At 49.0% G+C, this 20,231-nt stretch carries 18 protein-coding genes; 7 read left to right on the forward strand and 11 right to left on the reverse strand.

Features of this window, described 5'->3' with window-relative positions; all coding sequences use genetic code 11:
• Nucleotides 1-84: 84 nt before the first annotated feature.
• A complete protein-coding gene (locus tag ABT58_RS08315; RefSeq protein WP_047873936.1) occupies nucleotides 85-462 on the reverse strand; it encodes a hypothetical protein in 378 nt (125 codons plus the stop codon).
• Between the two features lie 75 nt (nucleotides 463-537).
• Between ABT58_RS08315 and ABT58_RS08320 the strand changes: the two genes are divergently transcribed.
• Nucleotides 538-1,263, forward strand: coding sequence for an HD domain-containing protein (locus ABT58_RS08320; RefSeq protein ID WP_082211026.1), 726 nt, complete (start codon nucleotides 538-540; stop codon nucleotides 1,261-1,263).
• Nucleotides 1,264-1,392: 129 nt separating this feature from the next.
• Here ABT58_RS08320 and ABT58_RS08325 read toward each other — a convergent pair whose 3' ends face one another.
• The 4 genes from ABT58_RS08325 to ABT58_RS08340 form a co-directional block, all read right to left on the reverse strand.
• Nucleotides 1,393-2,586 (reverse strand): cystathionine beta-lyase, encoded by a 1,194-nt coding sequence (locus ABT58_RS08325; protein WP_047873937.1) that lies wholly within the window; start codon nucleotides 2,584-2,586, stop codon nucleotides 1,393-1,395.
• 153 nt (nucleotides 2,587-2,739) lie between these two features.
• Nucleotides 2,740-3,636: a protein translocase subunit SecF gene (gene secF, locus ABT58_RS08330; RefSeq protein WP_047873938.1), complete on the reverse strand. Its 897-nt coding sequence runs from the start codon at nucleotides 3,634-3,636 to the stop codon at nucleotides 2,740-2,742.
• 1 nt (nucleotide 3,637) lies between these two features.
• A complete protein-coding gene (secD, locus tag ABT58_RS08335; protein ID WP_047873939.1) occupies nucleotides 3,638-5,452 on the reverse strand; it encodes a protein translocase subunit SecD in 1,815 nt (604 codons plus the stop codon).
• Between the two features lie 316 nt (nucleotides 5,453-5,768).
• Nucleotides 5,769-6,284: a hypothetical protein gene (locus tag ABT58_RS08340; protein ID WP_146147279.1), complete on the reverse strand. Its 516-nt coding sequence runs from the start codon at nucleotides 6,282-6,284 to the stop codon at nucleotides 5,769-5,771.
• 305 nt (nucleotides 6,285-6,589) lie between these two features.
• On the opposite strand from ABT58_RS08340, the gene ABT58_RS08345 reads away from it, so the two are divergent.
• Nucleotides 6,590-7,516 carry an NAD(P)-dependent oxidoreductase gene (locus ABT58_RS08345; RefSeq protein ID WP_268248417.1) on the forward strand — a complete coding sequence of 309 codons (927 nt, stop codon included), beginning with the start codon at nucleotides 6,590-6,592 and terminating at the stop codon, nucleotides 7,514-7,516.
• 106 nt (nucleotides 7,517-7,622) lie between these two features.
• Here ABT58_RS08345 and ABT58_RS08350 read toward each other — a convergent pair whose 3' ends face one another.
• From ABT58_RS08350 to ABT58_RS08365, 4 genes are all read right to left on the reverse strand, one after another.
• On the reverse strand, nucleotides 7,623-8,831 hold the full coding sequence (locus tag ABT58_RS08350; RefSeq protein ID WP_047873942.1) for a NupC/NupG family nucleoside CNT transporter: 1,209 nt from the start codon (nucleotides 8,829-8,831) through the stop codon (nucleotides 7,623-7,625).
• Between the two features lie 531 nt (nucleotides 8,832-9,362).
• On the reverse strand, nucleotides 9,363-11,312 hold the full coding sequence (locus ABT58_RS08355) for a monovalent cation:proton antiporter-2 (CPA2) family protein (protein WP_047873943.1): 1,950 nt from the start codon (nucleotides 11,310-11,312) through the stop codon (nucleotides 9,363-9,365).
• Complete coding sequence (locus ABT58_RS08360; protein WP_047873944.1) at nucleotides 11,309-11,932, reverse strand: NAD(P)H-dependent oxidoreductase; 624 nt, start codon at nucleotides 11,930-11,932, stop codon at nucleotides 11,309-11,311. The genes ABT58_RS08355 and ABT58_RS08360 overlap by 4 nt, the downstream gene beginning before the upstream one ends.
• A 110-nt stretch (nucleotides 11,933-12,042) precedes the next feature.
• Nucleotides 12,043-12,438, reverse strand: coding sequence for a hypothetical protein (locus ABT58_RS08365; protein WP_229821711.1), 396 nt, complete (start codon nucleotides 12,436-12,438; stop codon nucleotides 12,043-12,045).
• Nucleotides 12,439-12,672: 234 nt separating this feature from the next.
• On the opposite strand from ABT58_RS08365, the gene ABT58_RS08370 reads away from it, so the two are divergent.
• The 3 genes from ABT58_RS08370 (at nucleotide 12,673) to ABT58_RS08380 (ending at nucleotide 15,485) form a co-directional block, all read left to right on the forward strand.
• On the forward strand, nucleotides 12,673-13,281 hold the full coding sequence (locus ABT58_RS08370; protein WP_229821713.1) for a hypothetical protein: 609 nt from the start codon (nucleotides 12,673-12,675) through the stop codon (nucleotides 13,279-13,281).
• A gap of 964 nt (nucleotides 13,282-14,245) precedes the next feature.
• On the forward strand, nucleotides 14,246-14,698 hold the full coding sequence (locus ABT58_RS08375; protein ID WP_047873945.1) for an SRPBCC family protein: 453 nt from the start codon (nucleotides 14,246-14,248) through the stop codon (nucleotides 14,696-14,698).
• A gap of 214 nt (nucleotides 14,699-14,912) precedes the next feature.
• The gene (locus tag ABT58_RS08380) at nucleotides 14,913-15,485 is read left to right on the forward strand and encodes a GNAT family N-acetyltransferase (RefSeq protein ID WP_047873946.1); all 573 of its coding nucleotides are present in this window, start codon (nucleotides 14,913-14,915) and stop codon (nucleotides 15,483-15,485) included.
• 57 nt (nucleotides 15,486-15,542) lie between these two features.
• On the opposite strand, the gene ABT58_RS08385 is transcribed toward ABT58_RS08380, so the two are convergent.
• Nucleotides 15,543-16,034: a GNAT family N-acetyltransferase gene (locus ABT58_RS08385; RefSeq protein ID WP_047873947.1), complete on the reverse strand. Its 492-nt coding sequence runs from the start codon at nucleotides 16,032-16,034 to the stop codon at nucleotides 15,543-15,545.
• Between the two features lie 639 nt (nucleotides 16,035-16,673).
• On the opposite strand from ABT58_RS08385, the gene ABT58_RS08390 reads away from it, so the two are divergent.
• The gene (locus tag ABT58_RS08390) at nucleotides 16,674-16,982 is read left to right on the forward strand and encodes a hypothetical protein (protein ID WP_047873948.1); all 309 of its coding nucleotides are present in this window, start codon (nucleotides 16,674-16,676) and stop codon (nucleotides 16,980-16,982) included.
• A gap of 108 nt (nucleotides 16,983-17,090) precedes the next feature.
• Here ABT58_RS08390 and ABT58_RS08395 read toward each other — a convergent pair whose 3' ends face one another.
• Nucleotides 17,091-17,672, reverse strand: coding sequence for a hypothetical protein (locus ABT58_RS08395; protein WP_229821714.1), 582 nt, complete (start codon nucleotides 17,670-17,672; stop codon nucleotides 17,091-17,093).
• 260 nt (nucleotides 17,673-17,932) lie between these two features.
• On the opposite strand from ABT58_RS08395, the gene ovoA reads away from it, so the two are divergent.
• On the forward strand, nucleotides 17,933-20,122 hold the full coding sequence (ovoA, locus tag ABT58_RS08400) for a 5-histidylcysteine sulfoxide synthase (RefSeq protein ID WP_082211027.1): 2,190 nt from the start codon (nucleotides 17,933-17,935) through the stop codon (nucleotides 20,120-20,122).
• Nucleotides 20,123-20,231: the final 109 nt, after the last annotated feature.

Here is a 20,231-nt window from a genome sequence, read left to right on the forward strand (position 1 = left end):
GCCTTAACTGATCGGCATTAGACCACCACGGTCTGTTTTTTTATGTCTGACATTCCAGCACAACACGCCTACGCTATGCCGTCATTACAACATGCCATCCGCATAGCCATTCTCGTCAGGGGTGATAGGCCCAGGGATGATCTTTGAGGTTGGCATCAGCGCTCTGACCCCTTGTTGACAGGCTTGCTTGCCATCTTCCCAGCCTTGGTCGTAATGGGTATCACTGTTTTCCAGTGCTTCATCTTTCTGATATTCCGTGTCCGTGACGCCCAACAGACTCAGCGCCGTCTCACAACCTTGGTTATACCCATAATGGTAAATACTGTCGAAAGGCACATCATAGGTATAGGCATCTGGAAACAATTGATAGCGCTCCCACTCCGATTCCCATTCAGATGTCGAACACCCCATTAGCCCACTGATCAATACGCCAAGGCCAGCCCAATACACTGTCTTTTTCATCGTATCCCCTTTAGTATGCTTTTACTAAAGCGTAGACAACCCACACACATTAGACGCCTTTTCAACGGATTGTTCATGAATACACCCCCTTTCTCCCACGCAACAGCCTTCTCCGCATCCGGTTTGACCGACGACGGATTACAGCAATTAGAGAGCCAGTGCGCTGCTTTCTTGGCGGCTCAACCAACTGCCGATGCCGCCCATGATATTGACCACATTCATCGTGTTGTCGCCACAGCCAAGCAATTAGCTGAACAAGAACAGGCGGAATGCGCCATTGTGGTACCTGCAGCATGGTTACACGACTGTGTGACGTTGCCCAAGAACCACCCGCAACGCCATCAGGCCTCAGCCCTGGCAGCACAAGCGGCAGTCGATTTCTTAACGGGCATTGGCTATCCCCAGCCGTATTTAGACGGGATTTATCACGCCATTGAAGCGCACAGCTACAGTGCCAATATTGCGGTAAAGAGTGTGGAAGCGGCCATCGTGCAAGATGCGGATCGCATTGATGCCCTGGGTGCCATTGGTATTGCTCGCTGTATTCAGGTCAGTACCGGATTTAATTCCGCGCTTTATTCAACGAATGATCCGTTTGGGATCACCCGTGAGCGTGATGATAAAGCCTTCTGTATCGATCACTTTTACACCAAGTTGTTTAAGTTAGCCGATACCATGAATACCGATGCGGGACGAGAAGAAGCAGCCCGTCGCACTGCCTATATGAAAGGTTTCTTGCGCCAGTTAGGCCATGAGATTGGTGAAGGCTATATGGATGAAGGTGATATTACTGAAGCCTAGTCAGACACGCCGTGATATGACATTCAGAATAGAACCATAAAAAAGCGGCGACCTCATCACAAGGTCGCCGCTTTTGATTGTCTCTGTCTGGCTGTTATTAAGCTACTGGGCTATGGATCTATCAGACAACTACGCCGTTTTCGCCAACACGCTGTTCAGGCGATCAAAACCGCGCTCTAAATCAGCAATCAAATCATCGGCATTTTCCAGCCCAATGTGCAGGCGCAATAACGGCCCTGCATAGTCGCGTTTTGCCACAGTACGCAGGCTGTTGATGTTTTCATTGGCGAGGATCAGGCTTTCAAACCCGCCCCAAGAAAAGCCCATGCTGAAGTGCTCCATACCATCAAGCATCGCCGCTAATGCCTCTGAATTGCCTCGGTTCAACACCACGGAAAACAGCCCATTACAGCCTTTGAAATCCCGCTTGAAATATTCATGGCCGTCACAGCTTTCAAACGCCGGATGCAGTACGCGATCCACTTCCGGACGCTCTGCCAACCAAGCCGCGACTTTCAGACTGTTCTCTTGATGCTGTTTCAAACGTACCCCTAACGTGCGCAAGCCACGCATGGCCAGATACACATCATCCGGCGAAGTACACTGCCCCATCAAATAGCTGCTTTCACGCAACTGTGCCCAGCATTTTTCATTAGCCACAGCGGTACCCAGCATCACATCGGAGTGGCCGACGACATATTTAGTCGCCGCTTGAATGGAAATATCGACGCCGTGTTCAAACGGCTGGAAGTTGATGGGTGATGCCCAGGTGTTATCCAACATCACTGTCATATCATGTTCATGGGCAATGCGAGCCAGTGTCGGCACATCCTGCACCTCCATGGTGATAGAACACGGTGATTCCAAGAACAGCACCGTCGTATTTGGGCGGATCAAATCACGGATCCCTTCCCCGATCAGCGGATCATAATAAGTGGTTTCCACACCCATTTTGTCCAGTATGGTGTCACAGAAATTGCGCGTGGGCTCGTACACCCCATCAACCATCAATACATGATCACCCGCTTTCACGAAGGCCAGCATGGCATTGGTGATCGCCGCCGTCCCACACGGGTACAAGGCACAGCCTACCCCGCCTTCCAGCTCCACCATGGCTTCCTGAAACGCAAAATGGGTATTGGTGCCTCGACGTCCATAAAATAACGCTTTATTACCCCGGTTAGCCGTAGCGTGTTTCATCTCTTCCACAGTATCAAACACAATGGTCGATGCACGACTGACGGGCGGATTCACCAAAGATTGTGTCCACTTACTGGCACGTCCTGCCGTCACGATTTTGGTTTCTAACGCTTTTTTACCCATGCTTTCCCCAATTCCTTTTGTTGTTCTCATCGCTGTATGTCTTGACGTTATCACAGTTGCCAAATGAATGGGTACCGTGAACGTGAAAAGCGCGCATAAAAAAAGGGCCGCTCAGCGACCCTCTTAACCTCTGTTTCACTCGATATAGCGCGATTACGGCTCTTCGGTGATCGGTTTAGGCATGTAGTGTGAGCTGTTCAGACCGAACAGTTCAGGCAACGATGTACCTACTGAAATGGATGACCAGGTACCGGTCATGATACCGATGAACATCGCGATAGAGAAACCTTCCAGTGGACCACCACCCAGCAGCCATAGGGCGCCGACCGTGATCAAGGTAGTACCGGAAGTGATCATGGTACGTGAGAACGTCGCCGCGATCGCTTCGTTGTTCACCTGCTGAATAGACAGGTTTGGTTTAGCAATCAGCACTTCACGAATACGGTCAGCAATGATGATGGAGTCATTCAGTGAGTAACCCATGATCGCCAATACCGCCGCCAATACGGTCAGGTTGAATTCCATCTGTGTGGCCGCAAAGAAGCCCAAAATGAAAATCACGTCGTGCGCCAGTGCAAACACAGAGCCCGATGCCAAGCGCCATTCAAAACGGTAGCTCAGATAACCCAGAATACACAGTACAGACACCAATAGTGCCAAGCCGCCTTGGTCCGCCAGTTCCTGACCCACTTGTGGACCCACGATGCTGGTGTTCAGCACCTGTAGCTGACCATCCAATGGTTGCAGAATGTGTGCAATGTTTGGCGCTTCACCTTGCGTAGGGATCGCATAACGCAATACCCAACGGCCCGGCTCACCCGCCGCAATCACGCTCACATCTTGTTTCAGCGCTTTGTCCATGGTGCTGTCGATTTCATGACTTGAGATAGCGGCATTCATCTGCACTTCAGTCACGATACCGCCGGTGAAATCCAAGCCCCAGTTCAGGCCTTTCACCGCAATCATACCGATGGAGATCACCATCAAAGCCACAGACACATAACTGGTAAAGTGGCGCCACTTGGTGGCATTTTTCATTGTAATAAACATATTAGATTCGCACCTCACGACGTGCATCACGGCCCCATACCAAGTTAATCATGGCGCGAGACGCAAAAATACCGGTAAACATACTGGTCAACAGACCCAAGCCCAATGTCAGCGCAAAGCCCTGAATCGGACCATTACCAATCGCATACAGCACCACCGCAGTGATCATGGTGGTGAAGTTGGCATCGAAAATGGTGCTTACCGCACTGCTAAAGCCACGATCGATAGCCTGAGCAAAACTGCGGCCTTCTTTTAGCTTGTCGCGAATACGTTCAAAAATCAGTACGTTGGTATCTACCGCCATACCCACTGTCAGTACCAGACCGGCAATACCCGGCAGCGTCAATACCGCACCTGGGATCATTGCCAGCAAACCGAACAGCATGATCATGTTACAAATCAGTGCAACGTTAGCCACCCAGCCCAAACGGCGGTACCACACAGCCATAAATAGCAGTGTTAAGCCCATACCCAGACCCAGCGCGGCGAAACCGTTGCTGATGTTTTCTGCACCCAGTGTTGGACCAATGGTACGTTCTTCTACGATAGTCACAGGCGCAGTCAGTGAACCGGCACGTAGCAACAGCGCCAATTCCTGTGCATCTTCCATTGAGCCGGCACCGGTAATGCGGAAGCGGTTACCCAACTGGCTCTGAATGGTTGCCACACTGATGATTTTGCTTTCTTTAACGGTTTTGCCTTTCGCGTCACGGCTGTATTCGCTGAATGACGTCGCCATTGGCTTACCGATATTACGGCCAGAGAAATCAGACATGATCTTACCGCCCGTGCTATCGAGGGTAATGTTCACTTCTGCCTGACCCATTTCACCGAAGTTAGCACGCGCATCCACGATGTGGTCACCGCCCAGAATAGGCTTGCGAGACACACGGACTGGCTGGCCATTTTCATCCGGCAGTACCATGGTGGCACCGGTTTCTTTCACTGGGTAGAACGCCAGACTTGCCGTCGCACCGATCACATTTTTCGCTGCCGCAGGATCTTGTACACCAGGTAGTTCGATACGGATACGGTTTGCACCCTGACGCTGTACCAAAGCTTCGGTGATACCCAATTCTTCGATACGGCTACGCATGGTCTGCAGGTTTTGCTGCACGGTCATGTTACGGATTTCGTTTTTCTCGTCTTCCTTCATGACCAGATCCAGGCCACTGCCAGAACCGTTCGTTACCTGCCACTGCGGGTAGTTTTCTTTCATGTAGTGACGAATTTGGCTGTTCGCTTCATCGTTTGGCAGACGCACAAACAAGGCATCGTCAGCGGTCAACTCTGCTCGCGCACCACGGATCCCTTCTTTACGGAAAGCCATACGCAGTTCGTCTTGCAGCTGTGTGGCTTGCGCACGGAACACTTGGTCCACATCCACATCCAACAAGAACTGCACACCACCACGCAAGTCCAGACCCAGCTTGATCGGTTCAAAGCCCATATCACGCAGCCACATTGGTGCCGCTGGCTCCATCGCCAATGTCAGTTGGGACTCACTTTTCGGGCCCATCAGATTCATCAGGGTAGAGCGCGCTTTGGTCTGCTGCGCTTCGTTATTCAGGATCACGACGGTTTTATTCGCTTCCTGATCGATGCGTTTCACACCAATGCCCTGTTGGGTTAATGTTTTTTGTAACGTCACCACATCCGGCGTCGGCACGCCTTTCGCAGCAATTTGTACGGCAGCATCTTCGCCGTACCACGTTGGAATTGCACTTAACATCATCACGACGACCGTGACAATCAGGACCACATATTTCCATGCTGAATAATGGTTTAGCAGTCGATGAGGTTGTTGTTTTCTCATGATTTAACGCCAATGTATGCCCTTGCTCACGTCACTACGCAGCAGAGGCGATCGCCTCATCACTCTCACCATCGGAATCGACAAAGTGACAGTATGAAACGATTGAAATAGACAATCCGAGACGGCAACCAGCATGCCGGTATTTTTTCGGCATACGCAAAATGGAGATTCACCTCAATAAAAAGGCAGAAGGAATCGCTCAATGGCCGTTCGGTAAAGACAACTCATCATAGGCAATGCACACCCTATTGGCACGCTGCACGACGAAGAGCTGATAAGCCTGCTATGTGCCAATCATGCACATAGAGGAAGGGCGTTACACGTGAGAAACGTGTTGATGATAGAGGGTATAGAGGAGATTACTGTCCTTCCAGCCACTTATTCGGTTACTGGCAGGTACCACATTGCACATCCAGTCAACATTGGGATGAAACTCAACGCGGTAGTCTTTGGCAAAACTTGGGGCTGGCGGAATCGGCAATTCAATCGCCAACAGATAAAGCGGTTCGGCTTCGTCGCTGTCATGACGGAACAAGGTCGCCATACGAGACGCGCCCGTCAGCATCGGATCGAGGCTACGGGTTTCCGTTGAATGCTGATTACTTTGCGATTGTTCCTGCGTCGGATAGTTGGTCGACAACTGATCGCCAAAATCCCACACTAACTCTTCATCACCCGAGGTATCGACCACCATCGCGGTATCCGGGTGGGATTGTGCGTAGAAACGATCAAAAGACGCAGATTCAGCGAGGTGCTGAGAAAAGGAAGCCGGTGTCGGCAACGCGGTCGTCACAAAGACGTTCACTAATGCTGGCGACGTCACTGTAGACACAGGTGATTCTGAGCTTGCATGGCTTAAGCCAGCGATCCCAACACTCAATATCAACAGAAAAACGCGCAGAAATGCAGCGAACATAGTACAACCACTTAATATAACCTCACGCAAAATAGGGCGAAGCGCTGTCTTAGTCAAGTGATTCTTTGATCGCACGCTCATTTCTGGGTACAACATTTGACAAGATACGATACCAGTACCTTTTTCAACCTACATATTCGGCGAGCTTGGGTATATAGTGTCCCTTCCATAACAACAATATGCCTTGTTGACGTGCCGTACACCCTGTGCATACCTTGCACGTGTACGCATTTACAACACGCAGCGACTTTACAAGGAAGCCAAGCATGACCACATCTCGTATCGCTTTTATTGGCTTGGGTACCATGGGCTACCCAATGGCAGGCCATCTTGCCAACGCCGGTCACACCGTGACAGTCTATAACCGTACCACAGCCAAAGCAGAGCAATGGACACAAACCTATACCGGCCAACTCGCTCTGACACCTGCCGATGCCGCTCAAGATGCCGACTTCATCTTTACTTGTGTCGGTAACGATGACGACCTGCGCCAAGTGTACAGTGGTGAAAACGGCATTCTGTCCAACGTAAAAGCCGGTGCCATCCTGATTGACAACACCACCGCTTCAGCAGAAATCGCCCGTGAATTGTCCGCCCTCGCCGCCGAGCAAGGCGTGCATTTCTTGGATGCGCCAGTGTCGGGCGGTGAAGCGGGTGCCGTTAACGGCTGTCTGACCGTGATGGTCGGTGGTGACGAAGCGACGTTTGAACGCGCTAAACCGGTAATGGATTGCTTTGCCAAAGCGACGACCCTGATGGGTGACACTGGCTTTGGTCAAATCACTAAAATGGCGAACCAGCTGTGTATTGCCGGTGTCCTGCAAGGCTTATCTGAAGCCATTACACTGGCACAATCGGCGGGCTTGGATATCGAAAAGATGACAGAAGTGCTTAAGCATGGCGCAGCGGGCTCCTGGCAGTTAGAAAACCGCGCAGCGACAATGGCCAATAACAGTTTTGATTTTGGCTTTGCTATCGACTGGATGCGTAAAGATTTAGGTATCTGTTTTGATGCAGCAGAGAAGCGCAATGTAGATTTACCACTGGCGAAACAGGTAGATGCAAAATACGCTGAACTGCAGCAACGTGGTTACAGCCGTGCCGATACCTCTGTACTGATCAAGCAGTTTGATGATGAGTCTCGCTAACGCCGACACCAACGCCGACGAACAGCACTTTCGTTAGAAACAGACATAAAAAAACCGCCGAAATGGCGGTTTTTTTATTGTGCATATCACACAGCAGGGCTTTGCCTTATAGGCTGATGAAGATACCCGCCAGTGCCGCACTCATTAGGTTTGCTAGGGTTGCAGCAATCACGGCTTTGAAGCCCAGTGTTGCTACATCACCGCGACGCTCTGGTGCCATCACACCGATAGAGCCGATTTGAATCGCGATAGAACCGATGTTCGCAAAGCCACACAGTGCAAACGTGATGATCACCTGGCTGTGTGCAGATAGGGTTTCTTTCACGCTCACGAAATCAAGGAATGCCACGAATTCGTTCAGGATCACTTTCTGACCGATGAATGCGCCCGCTTGTAGCATTTCATTCGCTGGTACACCAATGATGAATGCCAATGGTGAGAACAGGTAACCCAGAATCGCTTGTAGCGTCAGACCTTGGAAGCCTGCCAATTCACCCAGAGATTCCAGACCAGCGTTTGCCATTGCAATCACACTCACGAATGCAATCAGCATGGTACCGATAGCCACTGCCACTCGCATACCGTTCATTGCGCCCGCCGCCAATGCGTCGATCGCGTTGCTGTGCTCACTCTTCGCCATTTCGATGTCAGTCTGCTCAACCGCAACGCTTTGCTCAGGCACAAGCAGTTTCGCCATCAACAAGCTACCTGGTGCCGCCATGAAGCTCGCAGCGATAAGGTATTTCAGATCCACACCCAGGCCTGCGTAACCACCTAGCACACTACCGGCTACCGATGCCATGCCACCTACCATTACGGCAAACAGTTCAGAGCGGGTCATTTGTGCAAGGAAAGGTCGAACCAACAGTGGTGATTCACCCTGAGACAGGAAGATGTTACCGGTAGCCACCAACGATTCCGCGCGGCTTGTACCCAATGCTTTTTGGATACCACCACCGATCACTTTGATGATCCACTGCATCACGCCAAGGTAATAAAGAAGGGAGATTAGAGCACTAATGAAGATAACGAGAGGAAGAACGCGAATAGCAAAGATGAAGCCCGAAGTAGCAAGATCGCCAAATAGGAATTTGATCCCTTCATCAGCAAAACTCAAAATACTTGCAATGCCACTACTCATTGCACCCAGCATTTTCTGTCCCAATGGAATATAAAGAACTAACGCTGCAAAACTGGCTTGCAATAACAACGCCCCACCGACCGTACGCCACTTAATCGCTTTACGGTTTTCAGATAGCGCGTACGCGCACAATACCAGTACCAGAATACCGGCCAAACTAATTAACAACTGCATTATTTCGTCCTGTTGCTTTGACTATGTGTTGGGGTGTCGAAAAATGAAGGTGTTACTGCCTGCAATACAACGGGGAACATCGCTTTTAGGGAAAAAGCAAAATAGGTAGGTTCCAAACAAAGACGTCTGGAAAATGTGAATCTGTCCGCCCAACTGTAATACATACAAGTCACCTAATTAACAAGCTAAAGTAATGCCGGTCCAACTCCGTGGGTCGTTCACATCTCCATGGTGACAGCTTGTAACTCAGGTGGCTGAACCGTAGTGGTTCTGGCCGGATGCGGAGTATATAGAGACATAGGTCACATTAACAACCCCAAATTTCGATTTTTTTGTGATCATACTTCAATCGAACAAATATCCACCAAACGTAAGGGGATGTTTCCAACTGTCAACCCGTTTACATTCCACGCTTTCAACCCATTAAATTAATTCATCCTCTTGCACGCAAACGTTTTCTTTGCTGGCATAAAAAACGCAACCCGAAGGCTGCGTTTAATGGTGAGTTTTGTTGTTTAAGTAACGCGCGAATTAACTGTGTAAAGGATCATCGGTATCTTTTTGCAATTCCTCAATCACATCTGCATAGCCTTTCGGTGGTGGCGTCCAGCCCCGTTCGGATGAGGCTTGCTTACTGTGTCGCTCCGCTTTCATCTCTTCACTTAACGCTTCTTCCAGCTGAATAAACAGATCCCGATAGGTCGCGTTGAATTTGCTCTCTTCGGTATTATCCCGCCATGCCTGATACAGCATCTCTTTACTGCGCGCTTCGGTTTCGACGAAGGTTTCACGTAACTGTTCAGCGCGGAATGGGTGAATGCCCAAATCTTTCAACGCTTGTGTCCCCAATGTGAGTGCTGAGTGATAGGTCTCACTGATCATGTAATCCGCCCCCGCATGACGCAGCGCATAATGATGGCCTCGGTCATACGCACGGGCTAAGATACGCACTTTCGGGTACATGTGTTTCACATACTGCACTAACTCGACAGCGCGCTCCGGATCATCAATCGCGACCACCAGCAATTTGGCCTCTTCAATCCCGGCGGTATGCAGCAAATCCGGTCGGGTGGCATCACCAAAATAGCTCTTGATGCGAATCGCCCGCATGTTTTCAATTTGACCGGCTTCATGGTCAAGCACGACAGTCTTTACGCCATTGGCCACCAGCAAACGGTTCACGATTTGGCCGAAACGCCCGATACCGGCAATGATCACCGAACCGGTTTCATCAATGGTGTCTGCTTCACGATCGTTGGCTTTATCCTGAAAACGCGGTAGCACGACTTTATCAAAGAAGATAAACAGCCCCGGCGTCAGGAACATAGAAATCGCAACGACTAGCGCCAAAATCTGTGCGAGATCAGCAGGCAATACGTGATTTTGTGTTGAGTAGCTCAATAACACGAAACCAAACTCACCAGCCTGCGCCAAGCTCAGCGTCAACAAATAGCGATCCGAGCCTTTGACGCGGAAAATCAACGCCAGCACAAACAGCACAATCGCTTTAATGAGCATGACGCCCAGTGTCAGGCCAAGTACCGTCAGCAGGTTGTCAAACAGTACCGAGAAATCAATCCCCGCGCCGACCGTAATAAAGAACAGCCCTAACAGCAGCCCTTTGAATGGCTCAATGTTGGATTCCAGTTCATGGCGGAACTCACTGTTCGCCAGTACCACACCGGCCAAAAACGTACCCAGTGCCGGCGATAATCCGACTAAACTCATTAACGCCGCAATCCCGATCACCAACATCAAAGCGGTGGCGGTGAAAATTTCACGTAAGCCTGATTCCGCCACAAAACGGAATAACGGACGACTCAAATAGTGGCCACCCACCACCACACAAGCAATCGCCGCGATCACCACAATGGTATAGCCCCACCCCGGTAAACCGGCCACTAAGCTGAGTTCTTCATGATGCTCAGCGGCCTGTTGCGCCAATTGTTGCGCTTGTTGCACCAATTCCGGCAGCGCCAACAACGGGATCAACGCCAGCATCGGGATCACGGCAATATCTTGGAATAACAACACCGAAAACGCATTACGGCCGCCTTCGGTTTTTGCCAGCCCTTTTTCATTGAAGGTTTGCAGCACAATCGCCGTCGATGACAGGGAGAAAATCAAACCGACTGCTAAGGCCACCGTCCAACCGACACCAAATGCAATGGCAATACCCATGACAATGGCAGTGGTCAAACCCACCTGTAAGCCGCCAAGACCCAACAGGCGATGACGCATGTCCCATAACATGCGCGGTTCCAGTTCCAGGCCGACAAGGAACAGCATCATGACCACGCCAAATTCCGCAAAGTGCTGAATAGCTAAGGTCTCTGCGCCCACTAAACCGACAACCGGGCCAATCACCACACCGGCAATCAAATAGCCCAGTACCGAGCCAAGGCCCAAGCGTTTGGCAATCGGCACTGCGATTACCGCCGCACACAAATAGATAAAGGCTTGGATAAAGTAGCTGGTCATTGCGCCTCCCTGATCACTGAATCAAGATCTTTATTCAAAATGGCGACACGGCGAGCAGCATCGCGATCAATACGATCGGTTTTAACAGCACGCAGTAAACGCAGCCAATCGGCCACATGCGGTTCTACCCGCTTTTCCTCGACAGCCATACGGGCATTGAACAGGGCAAACGGCGCCCAAAATTCCATACCGGTCAAAATGGCGGTTTGCTCTAAAGGCTGCAGTAACTCTTTTAAGGTGTAATGGTTATACCCTTCCGCGCAATAAGCCGATTCAGGCCCACCAGCGGTTAAGGCACAGAAGAACGTTTTGCCATGTAACGCCGTGCCTTCACTGCCATAGGCAAAGCCGTACTCCAACACCAAGTCTTGCCATTCTTTCAAAATGGACGGGGTGGAATACCAGTACAGCGGGAACATAAAGATAATCACATCGTGATCACGCAGGCGCTGCTGTTCACGATCGATATTGATACGAAACGTTGGGTATTCGTGGTACAGATCCACCACGGTGATCCCTTCCAACTGCTGGGACGCTTTGAGTAGCGGAAAATTAACTTCAGAGCGGGCTGGTGAAGGGTGAGCAAACAGGATCAGTATTTTATTTTTTATCCCCGACATAATCTTCCTTTCGCGCAAAATAGTGCTCGGAACGAGCTGAAACAATGGGTTAGATTAAAGATTTTTATGCTGTTATTCAAATTTACTCATACAAATCCTGTTGCATCACTTCATTCTAGCCCCGAGGTATTCCAGTACACATAAACAGATTCATGCACCAACTGAAAAATCATCCCCGCATTGCCGAGCCCCGACAGGTGATATACCGGCCGACCGTGATGGTCTTGATATTGGCCGGGTTGGTTTTCAACAGGATAAAAATCATAGTAGACCCCATCAGCACGATCTAATGTGATGTAGCCTTGCCGCTGGGCAAAAACACAAAAATATTGCCCTGCGGGCTCTCGGGCACCGTTCGGATAAATATCACATCGCACATCCACTGAATCGGCCCACACACTTGAGGCGATGCCTAGGCTGACAATCACACTCATCCATAACCCGATATAAAGGCGCATTCGTCGATACCACAAGCGCCGAATGCCACGCAACTGATACGTTGACATCTCGCTTCTCTCCTCACCTTTCAACTCGTTAAAGTGTATACCTAAACGCGCAGGCCTGTGCCTTTCCGGCCGGAACGTGACACCACATCATGGAGGTTGGCACATCATGATGCTGCTGCCTGCGCAAGAGAGAAAATGAAAGGAAGGAGACAAGTGAAGGAGAGAAGAATTACTCGCACATCGCGTAGCAATACGGTAGGTTGGCTTCAATTAATAACAATGTTAACAGTAACAATGACAAATACCTTCCCGCTCAACATGTTATCACGGACAGCAACTCACCTTCGCACACGACTAACGGCCTATACACGGGTTTTGCTGGTTATCACAGGACTTAGCAGCAGCTATGCCCATGCCGTGCCACAACTCACTGAAGGCAAACTGCTCAACTTTACAGATACTTACGGTAACGTGACGCTCCGTAATATGGGGGATATACGCCTGCCTGATCCCTTTACGGTCAAAGGAAACCTGAACCTGGAAAACAGTCGTATCACCCAACTGCCGCAACAGCTGACAGTGCAAGGGAATCTCAACCTCGCTTACAGCGATATCACCATGCTACCGCTCCAAATTCATGTTGAGGGATACATTAACTTAGCGAACTCCGACATCACCGCCATCAACAACGGTTTACAGGTCAAAGGCGATTTAAGTTTAATGGGCACAAAAATAAAAACACTACCGCCCTACCTTTACGTCGGTGGCCATCTTTATCTGGCCAATACGGCTATTACTGCCTTGCCAGATTATTTAGTCGTTGAGGGAAACGTTTACTTAGGGGGATCGCCTGTCACGCACTTTCCGGCGACGATGGAAGTAAAAGGAAATATATACCGCTGACGTTTTCACATAAAGCAAATAAGTGAAGCATTCACGCCAAAGGAAAACGTTTGCGTAAAGGTGAAATAAAAATAATGCGGTGCGTTTTATTGATAACGTTGGACAACGAATAAAATAATTGAGTAATTAAATAATTTTTTGAAGGGAAAAAAGAATATCGCCAGAAACATTGGATCACTGCATGTTTCTGGCTTCTTTTTTTAATGTAACTTGTGAAGGTCGATGTGGACTGTAAATAACAAATTAAATTTTACAGCTTACAAATCATTAAGATAGCGAATGCGCTTCTTGTGAGATTACTTAGATTTGTTTTTTAGACTATTTGTCTGTGATTGATGATAGAACCACTGACGACGGTTACGATTAGCCATAATACACCTCTCATTTTTCCAAAACGAGTAAGGTTGATATTTCAATAAATAATACCGTTCTTACTCTTCCATACCATTCCACTTTACCTGTTCTGTTGTGACATCCTTATGACAAGCAGGTAAATATAAAATGTCATTACTCTCTGAGCTAAAAATCATAAACGACACCATTTCTCATGTGTGCTTTTCATCTATGAAGGACTCAGGAGTTAGAGAACTGTGATAAGCAGGAGGGTGAAATCGAAATGACCTTAAGTTGTGAGTTAAGGGTTCCAGCAGGAAAAATTTCACCTCTAAATTGCAATCAACAGTTTCAAATATAAAAGCCCCATGACACTTTGGCAATACTCCTTTTGCCTTTTTTTTGTGACCATGCTCATTTAATTCAATCAAAATGGACAATATTTCACGCTATCGTATTGATAACATACCCATTTAGAAATATTGCGCCTCCGATAAAAAAATAATGCCAAAAGCGATTTTTGACACTTTAATGACATGCCAAAATGCGATTTTCATGCCTTCCATCGCCAAAATTGACAGCTTGCACCTAACTGATAGCCTTAGTATTAACCCCGTTAGAGGTAACGATCATGAGCATGCATTCGATCACCTTGGAGCAAACGGCCAACGTCCCCAAAACACTTCTGTTTCAACTCTTGGCCGATCACGATAATCTCGACCGTTTTTTTGGCGGACGCTCAACATTGCTGCGCCCCGGCAAACCTGAAACCAACGGCATTGGTGCCATCAGAGAGCTGTCTGACGGCTTCTTTTCGATGCAAGAACAAGTGATCGATTACAAAGAGAATGAACACCTCCATTACAAAGTCATTCATGGCGGGCCCGTTAAAGAGCATGGCGGATGGATCAAATTTCAAAGCCTGAGTGCCGAACACAGTCTGATCCACTATCGCATCAATTTCAGCCCTAAAGTGACGGGCACAGGTTGGCTGGTGCACTATTTTATGAAACGTAAAATTCAACGCGCCTTGCTCAACGTCGCCACTTACAGCGAGTCTCACTGGCACTCAGCCTCGCTGTAACGTGACGGCGATCGCCCGTGATAAGTCGCTATCGTGCTGTTACGCAATAGTAACAAAGCCTAATCAACCATGACATTGGCACATTCTTTGTTATCTGCGGTTAAAATTTCACCTGTAATTTGATCTAATCGATAGTCATTCACATCGTTCGATCTTTACTATGGAGATAAACGCTTCATTTATCTTCTTTTACAGTGGCATTAAAGGAAACCGTATGACACAACATCAGCCGTTATTGACCACCCCCCGTTTAATACTCCGCCCTTTCCAGTTGTCTGATGCCAATAAGGTGCAGCAAATGGCCGGTGAAGCGCAGATCGCCAATGGCACCATCAACATTCCGCACCCTTATACCGATGGCATGGCAGGTCAATGGATTGGCAAAGTACTGGCTGACTGGCAACGTGGGCACTCTGCCATATATGCCATTACGCTCAAATCAACGTATCAATTAATTGGATGTGTCGGCCTACACAATATCGCCGATGGTAAAGCACAGTTAGGCTATTGGATTGGTGTCCCATTTTGGGGCAAGGGCTACTGCACTGAAGCGGCGACACGCATGACAGAATACGGCTTCAAACGACTTCAGTTAGCGCGCATTTATGGTCAGCACTACAGTCAGGAAACACAATCCGGAAAGGTAATGCAGAAAATCGGGATGCGTCATGTGATGACCAAGAATGATGCGATTCGGGTTGATCGTGTCTCTGTGGATCTCGAATACTATGAAATGACCTGTCCGGAAGCATCAACACTGGAAGAAACCACGCCAGTCCTCTCATAAAATCCGCCCCGATTTTCGGCGGGGCTTTTTACTGGCTCTGACGGCATGGCGTTCAACTTAACCTTTGATGCGCGCCATGTGATAGACATCCACGTATTCGCCATCTCTGAATGCATAATGTCTGGCCGTGCCTTCTATCTGAAAGCCGTGCTTTTCATACAAAGCCACCCCTGCGGCATTGTCGGTATACACACTGAGCTCAATACGCGTCACCGCTAACCAGTTCTCTGCCAAATCAATCATGGCGGCCAATAGCTGTGAACCGATCCCTTTACCGTGATGATCATCATGCACTGCCATCCCAATATTGGCGACATGGCGACGGCGCGGATGCTGCTCTACACTCAACCCCGCATTACCGACAATTTGCCCGTCATGCTCTGCCACCAAACTGAATTGGGTATTATCGCCCCCTTCTACTCGTGCCATCCACTGTGGCAAAGAAGGAAACGGTAATTGCAATGTCCCACTGTAAGCCGCCTTGCCGCTGTACAAGGCTTGTAACGCCGCTGCATCAGCCGGCTCTGAACGCCTGATCACTATCTCCATTTTACGCTTTCCTCCTCTCAGACCAACAACGGCCCACTATGCATATGACCGATTCATTCAACAATGATGTTGCAACGCCCCAAGAATATACACAACTGATTTATAAGATTCATCGGGACTATCGCTTTATTTATAATTTAAAAAATAACCGTCTCTTTCCTCCGCCCGATGCGCCTCTCTAACCATGTTATTCCCTGATTCAAAGCCCATTACGCAACCTATAGACGCCACATCGGCACCACATACTCAGCACCACAAAAGAAGATTTTTAACGCATATTCATGTGGTTGAATTCAAAAAAAACAATAAAAGCAGAATTTACCGCTGACTTAATCAGCCAATAGCTATACTAACAATGATCACTTTAAGGGAATGTAACGTATCTTTTGCGGGTATACCTGACACACAACACTGATAAACAGACACACATGCTCCGCGCCGATGCCGGACTCACACACTGTCCCAGACAGTGAATGCAACACACTGAATAGAATACGCAAAATAAAAAATTGCGCCAATGTGTGAAAGATACGTACTCATCGCAGGTCTTATGTTGTGAATATGACAAAAGCCTTCAACAAGGGAAAACCATAATAACGCTGATGAAAGCGATAAATGACAAGCAATGAGGTGAAGATTATGTTGAACTTAAAAGTATTAACGACAACAGCTGTTATCCTTATGTCCTCTTCTGCTTTTGCAGATATCCGTGTGGCTGACACACACAACGGCGCATGGGTCACCGTCACCGATAATGGCCAGCCAGCAGCCAATGCTACCGTTTCTGTGGCCAACGTGCCTCAACAACGTGGTACCTACAAAACAGATGAAAATGGTCGTGTATTTATCCCATTAACGCTAGAAAACTCACGTTCAATCAAATACAAAGCCACGACCGAAGACGGTAAAAAATCGTCTCGTTTCGCTTTCCACTCAACCAACAAATAGTGGAAACATTGTCAGGACCACTTGAACGACATGACTAATAAGCAGTAACTAGGTAAATGACATCACAAGGCTCTCTGCGGAGGGCCTTGTTGCTTATATCCTACGGATTTATCGCTTTTTCGATACAGACGCATACGCATAATCCCGCCGATTCAGATCCCTCGCCAGCACCATTGCAAGGCCAATCACCTGCAGAAACAAAGCCAAATTGCGCATACGCGAGATGGCCTCCATCTTACTGCCGTGTATCTCCACCAAACGCAGATTGTCGAGATACAACTGATCCACTTTATCTCTGAGGGTACGCTGAGCTGTATCCAGTTGCGTCATCACATCCGGCAAGGTCGCTAAACGCAGGCGGCTTGGCGGTTGCGCGATCCAATCGGATAAGCCTTTGATCAATTGCGCCTCCACCGGCGCAGGGATGACGTCACCCGCTCCATCACTGACCGTCAGCATGGTCATGATGTGCTCCCGCTTTCGCTCCAACGTTTCCACCTGCTGCCACACCACGCTGATCAACTTGTCATTATTTTGCTGCTGTTGCACCAAGGTATTGGCTTGCTGCGTGGCATCATCAATGTAAAAATTTGTCATCAAAGCAGACACGATATTGAGCAATAATCCCAGCCCAACCACGACCCATGTCGGTAACCAACGACGCATTATTCGGCGTACTGTTCGTCGCATCGCTCGTTGCATCGTACGCTTCGTTCTTTCCTCAGCCATACCGCATCATTACCTTACTTTTCATTCCCCATTCATGAGTATGGCAAAAGGTGTGCTGCCTGACGTCACCCTGTCACGTCTTCTTTGAAGCCTATTACTTCGCTCCTTCTCCCTTGCCGAGACCGCTGTACAGCGCATTGATACTTTTTTGTCGTACATTCGTACTAGGCTTAAAACATAATGCTTTTTGACCGACGCGAAATCATAAGGAATGCTATTCAATGGATAACACCAAACTGCATACAACGATTCACGCCACCACCATTCATGACATACCGCCTCATGCAACACGTACGGTCCTGCTGACAGGGGATGATCCGGAAGACAAGCGCCAACAGTTGAAACTCGCCTTCACGCATACCTGGGCGCTGTATGAATCCTTGTTTGACATCATCACCCAAGATGAAGGCTACTACCTCAAAGCCGAGCCCCTTCGTCACCCCTTGATTTTCTATTTCGGCCATACGGCCACGTTTTACATCAACAAACTCAAGCTGGGTAAAGTCATCGACCAACGGATCAACCCGAAATTTGAATCCATGTTTGCCATTGGGGTGGATGAGATGTCGTGGGACGATCTTGATGACAGCCATTACGACTGGCCCAGCGTGCAAGATGTCAAAGCCTACCGTGATGCGGTGCACGCCAAAGTCTTGCAGCTGATTGAGACCATGCCGATCACGTTACCGATTGAACAAGACTCTCCCGCGTGGGTCATTTTGATGGGCATTGAGCACGAACGAATCCACCTTGAAACCTCTTCCGTGATCATCCGACAGCTCCCGCTCACACTGGTGACGCCTCACCCACGCTGGACCGCCTGCACCGACACAGGCAGCGCCCCGACCAACAGCTTATTGTCTGTCTCTGGCGGTGACCTTCAGCTTGGCAAACACACCGATGCCGCGACCTACGGGTGGGATAACGAGTACGGCGTACAGACCTGCCACATTGACGATTTTCATGCCAGCCAATTTTTGGTGTCGAACCAGGAGTATTTGGCCTTTGTGGAGGCCGAAGGTTATCGCCACCCTCGCTACTGGAATGAAGAAGGCAAAGCCTGGTTGGAATTTACCCAAGCTACCATGCCCCGCTTTTGGCGCAACCGTGACGGGCACTGGTATCAACGTAACCTGACCGAAGAAGTCCCGCTGCCACGAAACTGGCCGGTAGAAGTGAATCAGTTAGAAGCCCATGCGTTTTGCCAATGGAAAGCCGAACAATTACAGCGCCCTATTCGCTTACCGACGGAAGCCGAATGGTATCTGCTGCGCCAGAACATCGCGCAAGATTCTCCCCATTGGGATGAGCCCCCCGGTAACATTGAGCTGAGTTATTACGCTTCGTCATGTCCGGTTGATCGTTTTGTGCATGAAGGCTTTGGGGACATTGTTGGTAATGTGTGGCAGTGGACTGAAACCGCCATTGATGGCTTTCAGGGCTTTGCCGTTCACCCCTTGTATGATGACTTTTCTACCCCCACGTTTGACGGCAAACATAACCTGATCAAAGGCGGATCTTGGATCTCCACCGGGAACGAATCCATTCAGGCTTCCCGTTATGCGTTCCGCCGCCACTTCTACCAACATGCAGGCTTTCGCTATGTGGAATCTCAGCAAGATCCCAGCACCATGACACGCCTGAATGTGTATGAAACCGATGAGTTGATCTCTCAATATCTGGAGTTTCACTACGGCGCTGAATACTTCCATGTGCCGAATTTCTGCCAACACGCGGTACAGCAGTGTCTGCAAGAGCTTTCTCTGTCACGCAACAATACACACAATGCAAGCCACACACACAGCACAATGAAAGCGTTAGACATTGGGTGTTCCGTCGGCCGGGCAACATTAGAGCTCGCCAAGACGTTTGATCATGTGGATGGTATTGATTTCTCTGCCCGCTTTATTCAGCAAGCGTATTCACTGATCGAGCAGGGAGAAAAACGCTACACCATTAAAACCGAAGGGGATTTGGTAGAGTTTAAGAGTGTCACCTTACAAGCACTCGGCTATCAGGACGTGGCGAACAAGGTGTACTTTGCGCAAGGGGATGCCTGTAACCTCAAGCCACAATTTACAGATTACGATCTTGTCTATGCGTCTAACCTGATTGACCGACTGGCCGATCCGAAGCAATTCCTGACCACCATCCACCAGCGTATTAATTCGGGTGGCTACCTGGTGATCGCCTCACCGTATACCTGGCTGGAAGAATACACCGCCAAACAACACTGGCTGGGCGGCATTAAAGTCAACGGCGAGAATTTCACCACCCTCGATGGCCTGACGGAAACCCTGATCCCGCACTTTGAACTCATTGCGGTGAAGGAAATTCCGTTTGTGATCCGCGAAACTAAACGTAAGTTTCAGCACACGGTGTCTGAGATGACAATTTGGCGTAAACGTTAATTCACTCAGCTCTCGTACCGGAAACATTCTGGAACCGTTCCGAAATCCGTTCTGGGACCGTTCCAGAAACTGTTTAGGAACCGTTCCGGAAACGACTCAGCATAAGAAA

The organism is Photobacterium aphoticum (assembly GCF_001029435.1).
GTDB lineage: Bacteria > Pseudomonadota > Gammaproteobacteria > Enterobacterales > Vibrionaceae > Photobacterium > Photobacterium aphoticum.

Bases quoted from the DNA above. Each gene is read 5' to 3' on its own strand.
- ABT58_RS08315 (WP_047873936.1), bottom strand. From the start codon at position 462: ATGAAAAAGACAGTGTATTGGGCTGGCCTTGGCGTATTGATCAGTGGG.
- ABT58_RS08320 (WP_082211026.1), top strand. From the start codon at position 538: ATGAATACACCCCCTTTCTCCCACGCAACAGCCTTCTCCGCATCCGGT.
- ABT58_RS08325 (WP_047873937.1), bottom strand. From the start codon at position 2,586: ATGGGTAAAAAAGCGTTAGAAACCAAAATCGTGACGGCAGGACGTGCC.
- secF (WP_047873938.1), bottom strand. From the start codon at position 3,636: ATGTTTATTACAATGAAAAATGCCACCAAGTGGCGCCACTTTACCAGT.
- secD (WP_047873939.1), bottom strand. From the start codon at position 5,452: ATGAGAAAACAACAACCTCATCGACTGCTAAACCATTATTCAGCATGG.
- ABT58_RS08350 (WP_047873942.1), bottom strand. From the start codon at position 8,831: ATGCAGTTGTTAATTAGTTTGGCCGGTATTCTGGTACTGGTATTGTGC.
- ABT58_RS08355 (WP_047873943.1), bottom strand. From the start codon at position 11,312: ATGACCAGCTACTTTATCCAAGCCTTTATCTATTTGTGTGCGGCGGTA.
- ABT58_RS08360 (WP_047873944.1), bottom strand. From the start codon at position 11,932: ATGTCGGGGATAAAAAATAAAATACTGATCCTGTTTGCTCACCCTTCA.
- ABT58_RS08365 (WP_229821711.1), bottom strand. From the start codon at position 12,438: ATGTCAACGTATCAGTTGCGTGGCATTCGGCGCTTGTGGTATCGACGA.
- ABT58_RS08370 (WP_229821713.1), top strand. From the start codon at position 12,673: ATGACAAATACCTTCCCGCTCAACATGTTATCACGGACAGCAACTCAC.
- ABT58_RS08375 (WP_047873945.1), top strand. From the start codon at position 14,246: ATGAGCATGCATTCGATCACCTTGGAGCAAACGGCCAACGTCCCCAAA.
- ABT58_RS08380 (WP_047873946.1), top strand. From the start codon at position 14,913: ATGACACAACATCAGCCGTTATTGACCACCCCCCGTTTAATACTCCGC.
- ABT58_RS08385 (WP_047873947.1), bottom strand. From the start codon at position 16,034: ATGGAGATAGTGATCAGGCGTTCAGAGCCGGCTGATGCAGCGGCGTTA.
- ABT58_RS08390 (WP_047873948.1), top strand. From the start codon at position 16,674: ATGTTGAACTTAAAAGTATTAACGACAACAGCTGTTATCCTTATGTCC.
- ABT58_RS08395 (WP_229821714.1), bottom strand. From the start codon at position 17,672: ATGCGACGAACAGTACGCCGAATAATGCGTCGTTGGTTACCGACATGG.
- ovoA (WP_082211027.1), top strand. From the start codon at position 17,933: ATGGATAACACCAAACTGCATACAACGATTCACGCCACCACCATTCAT.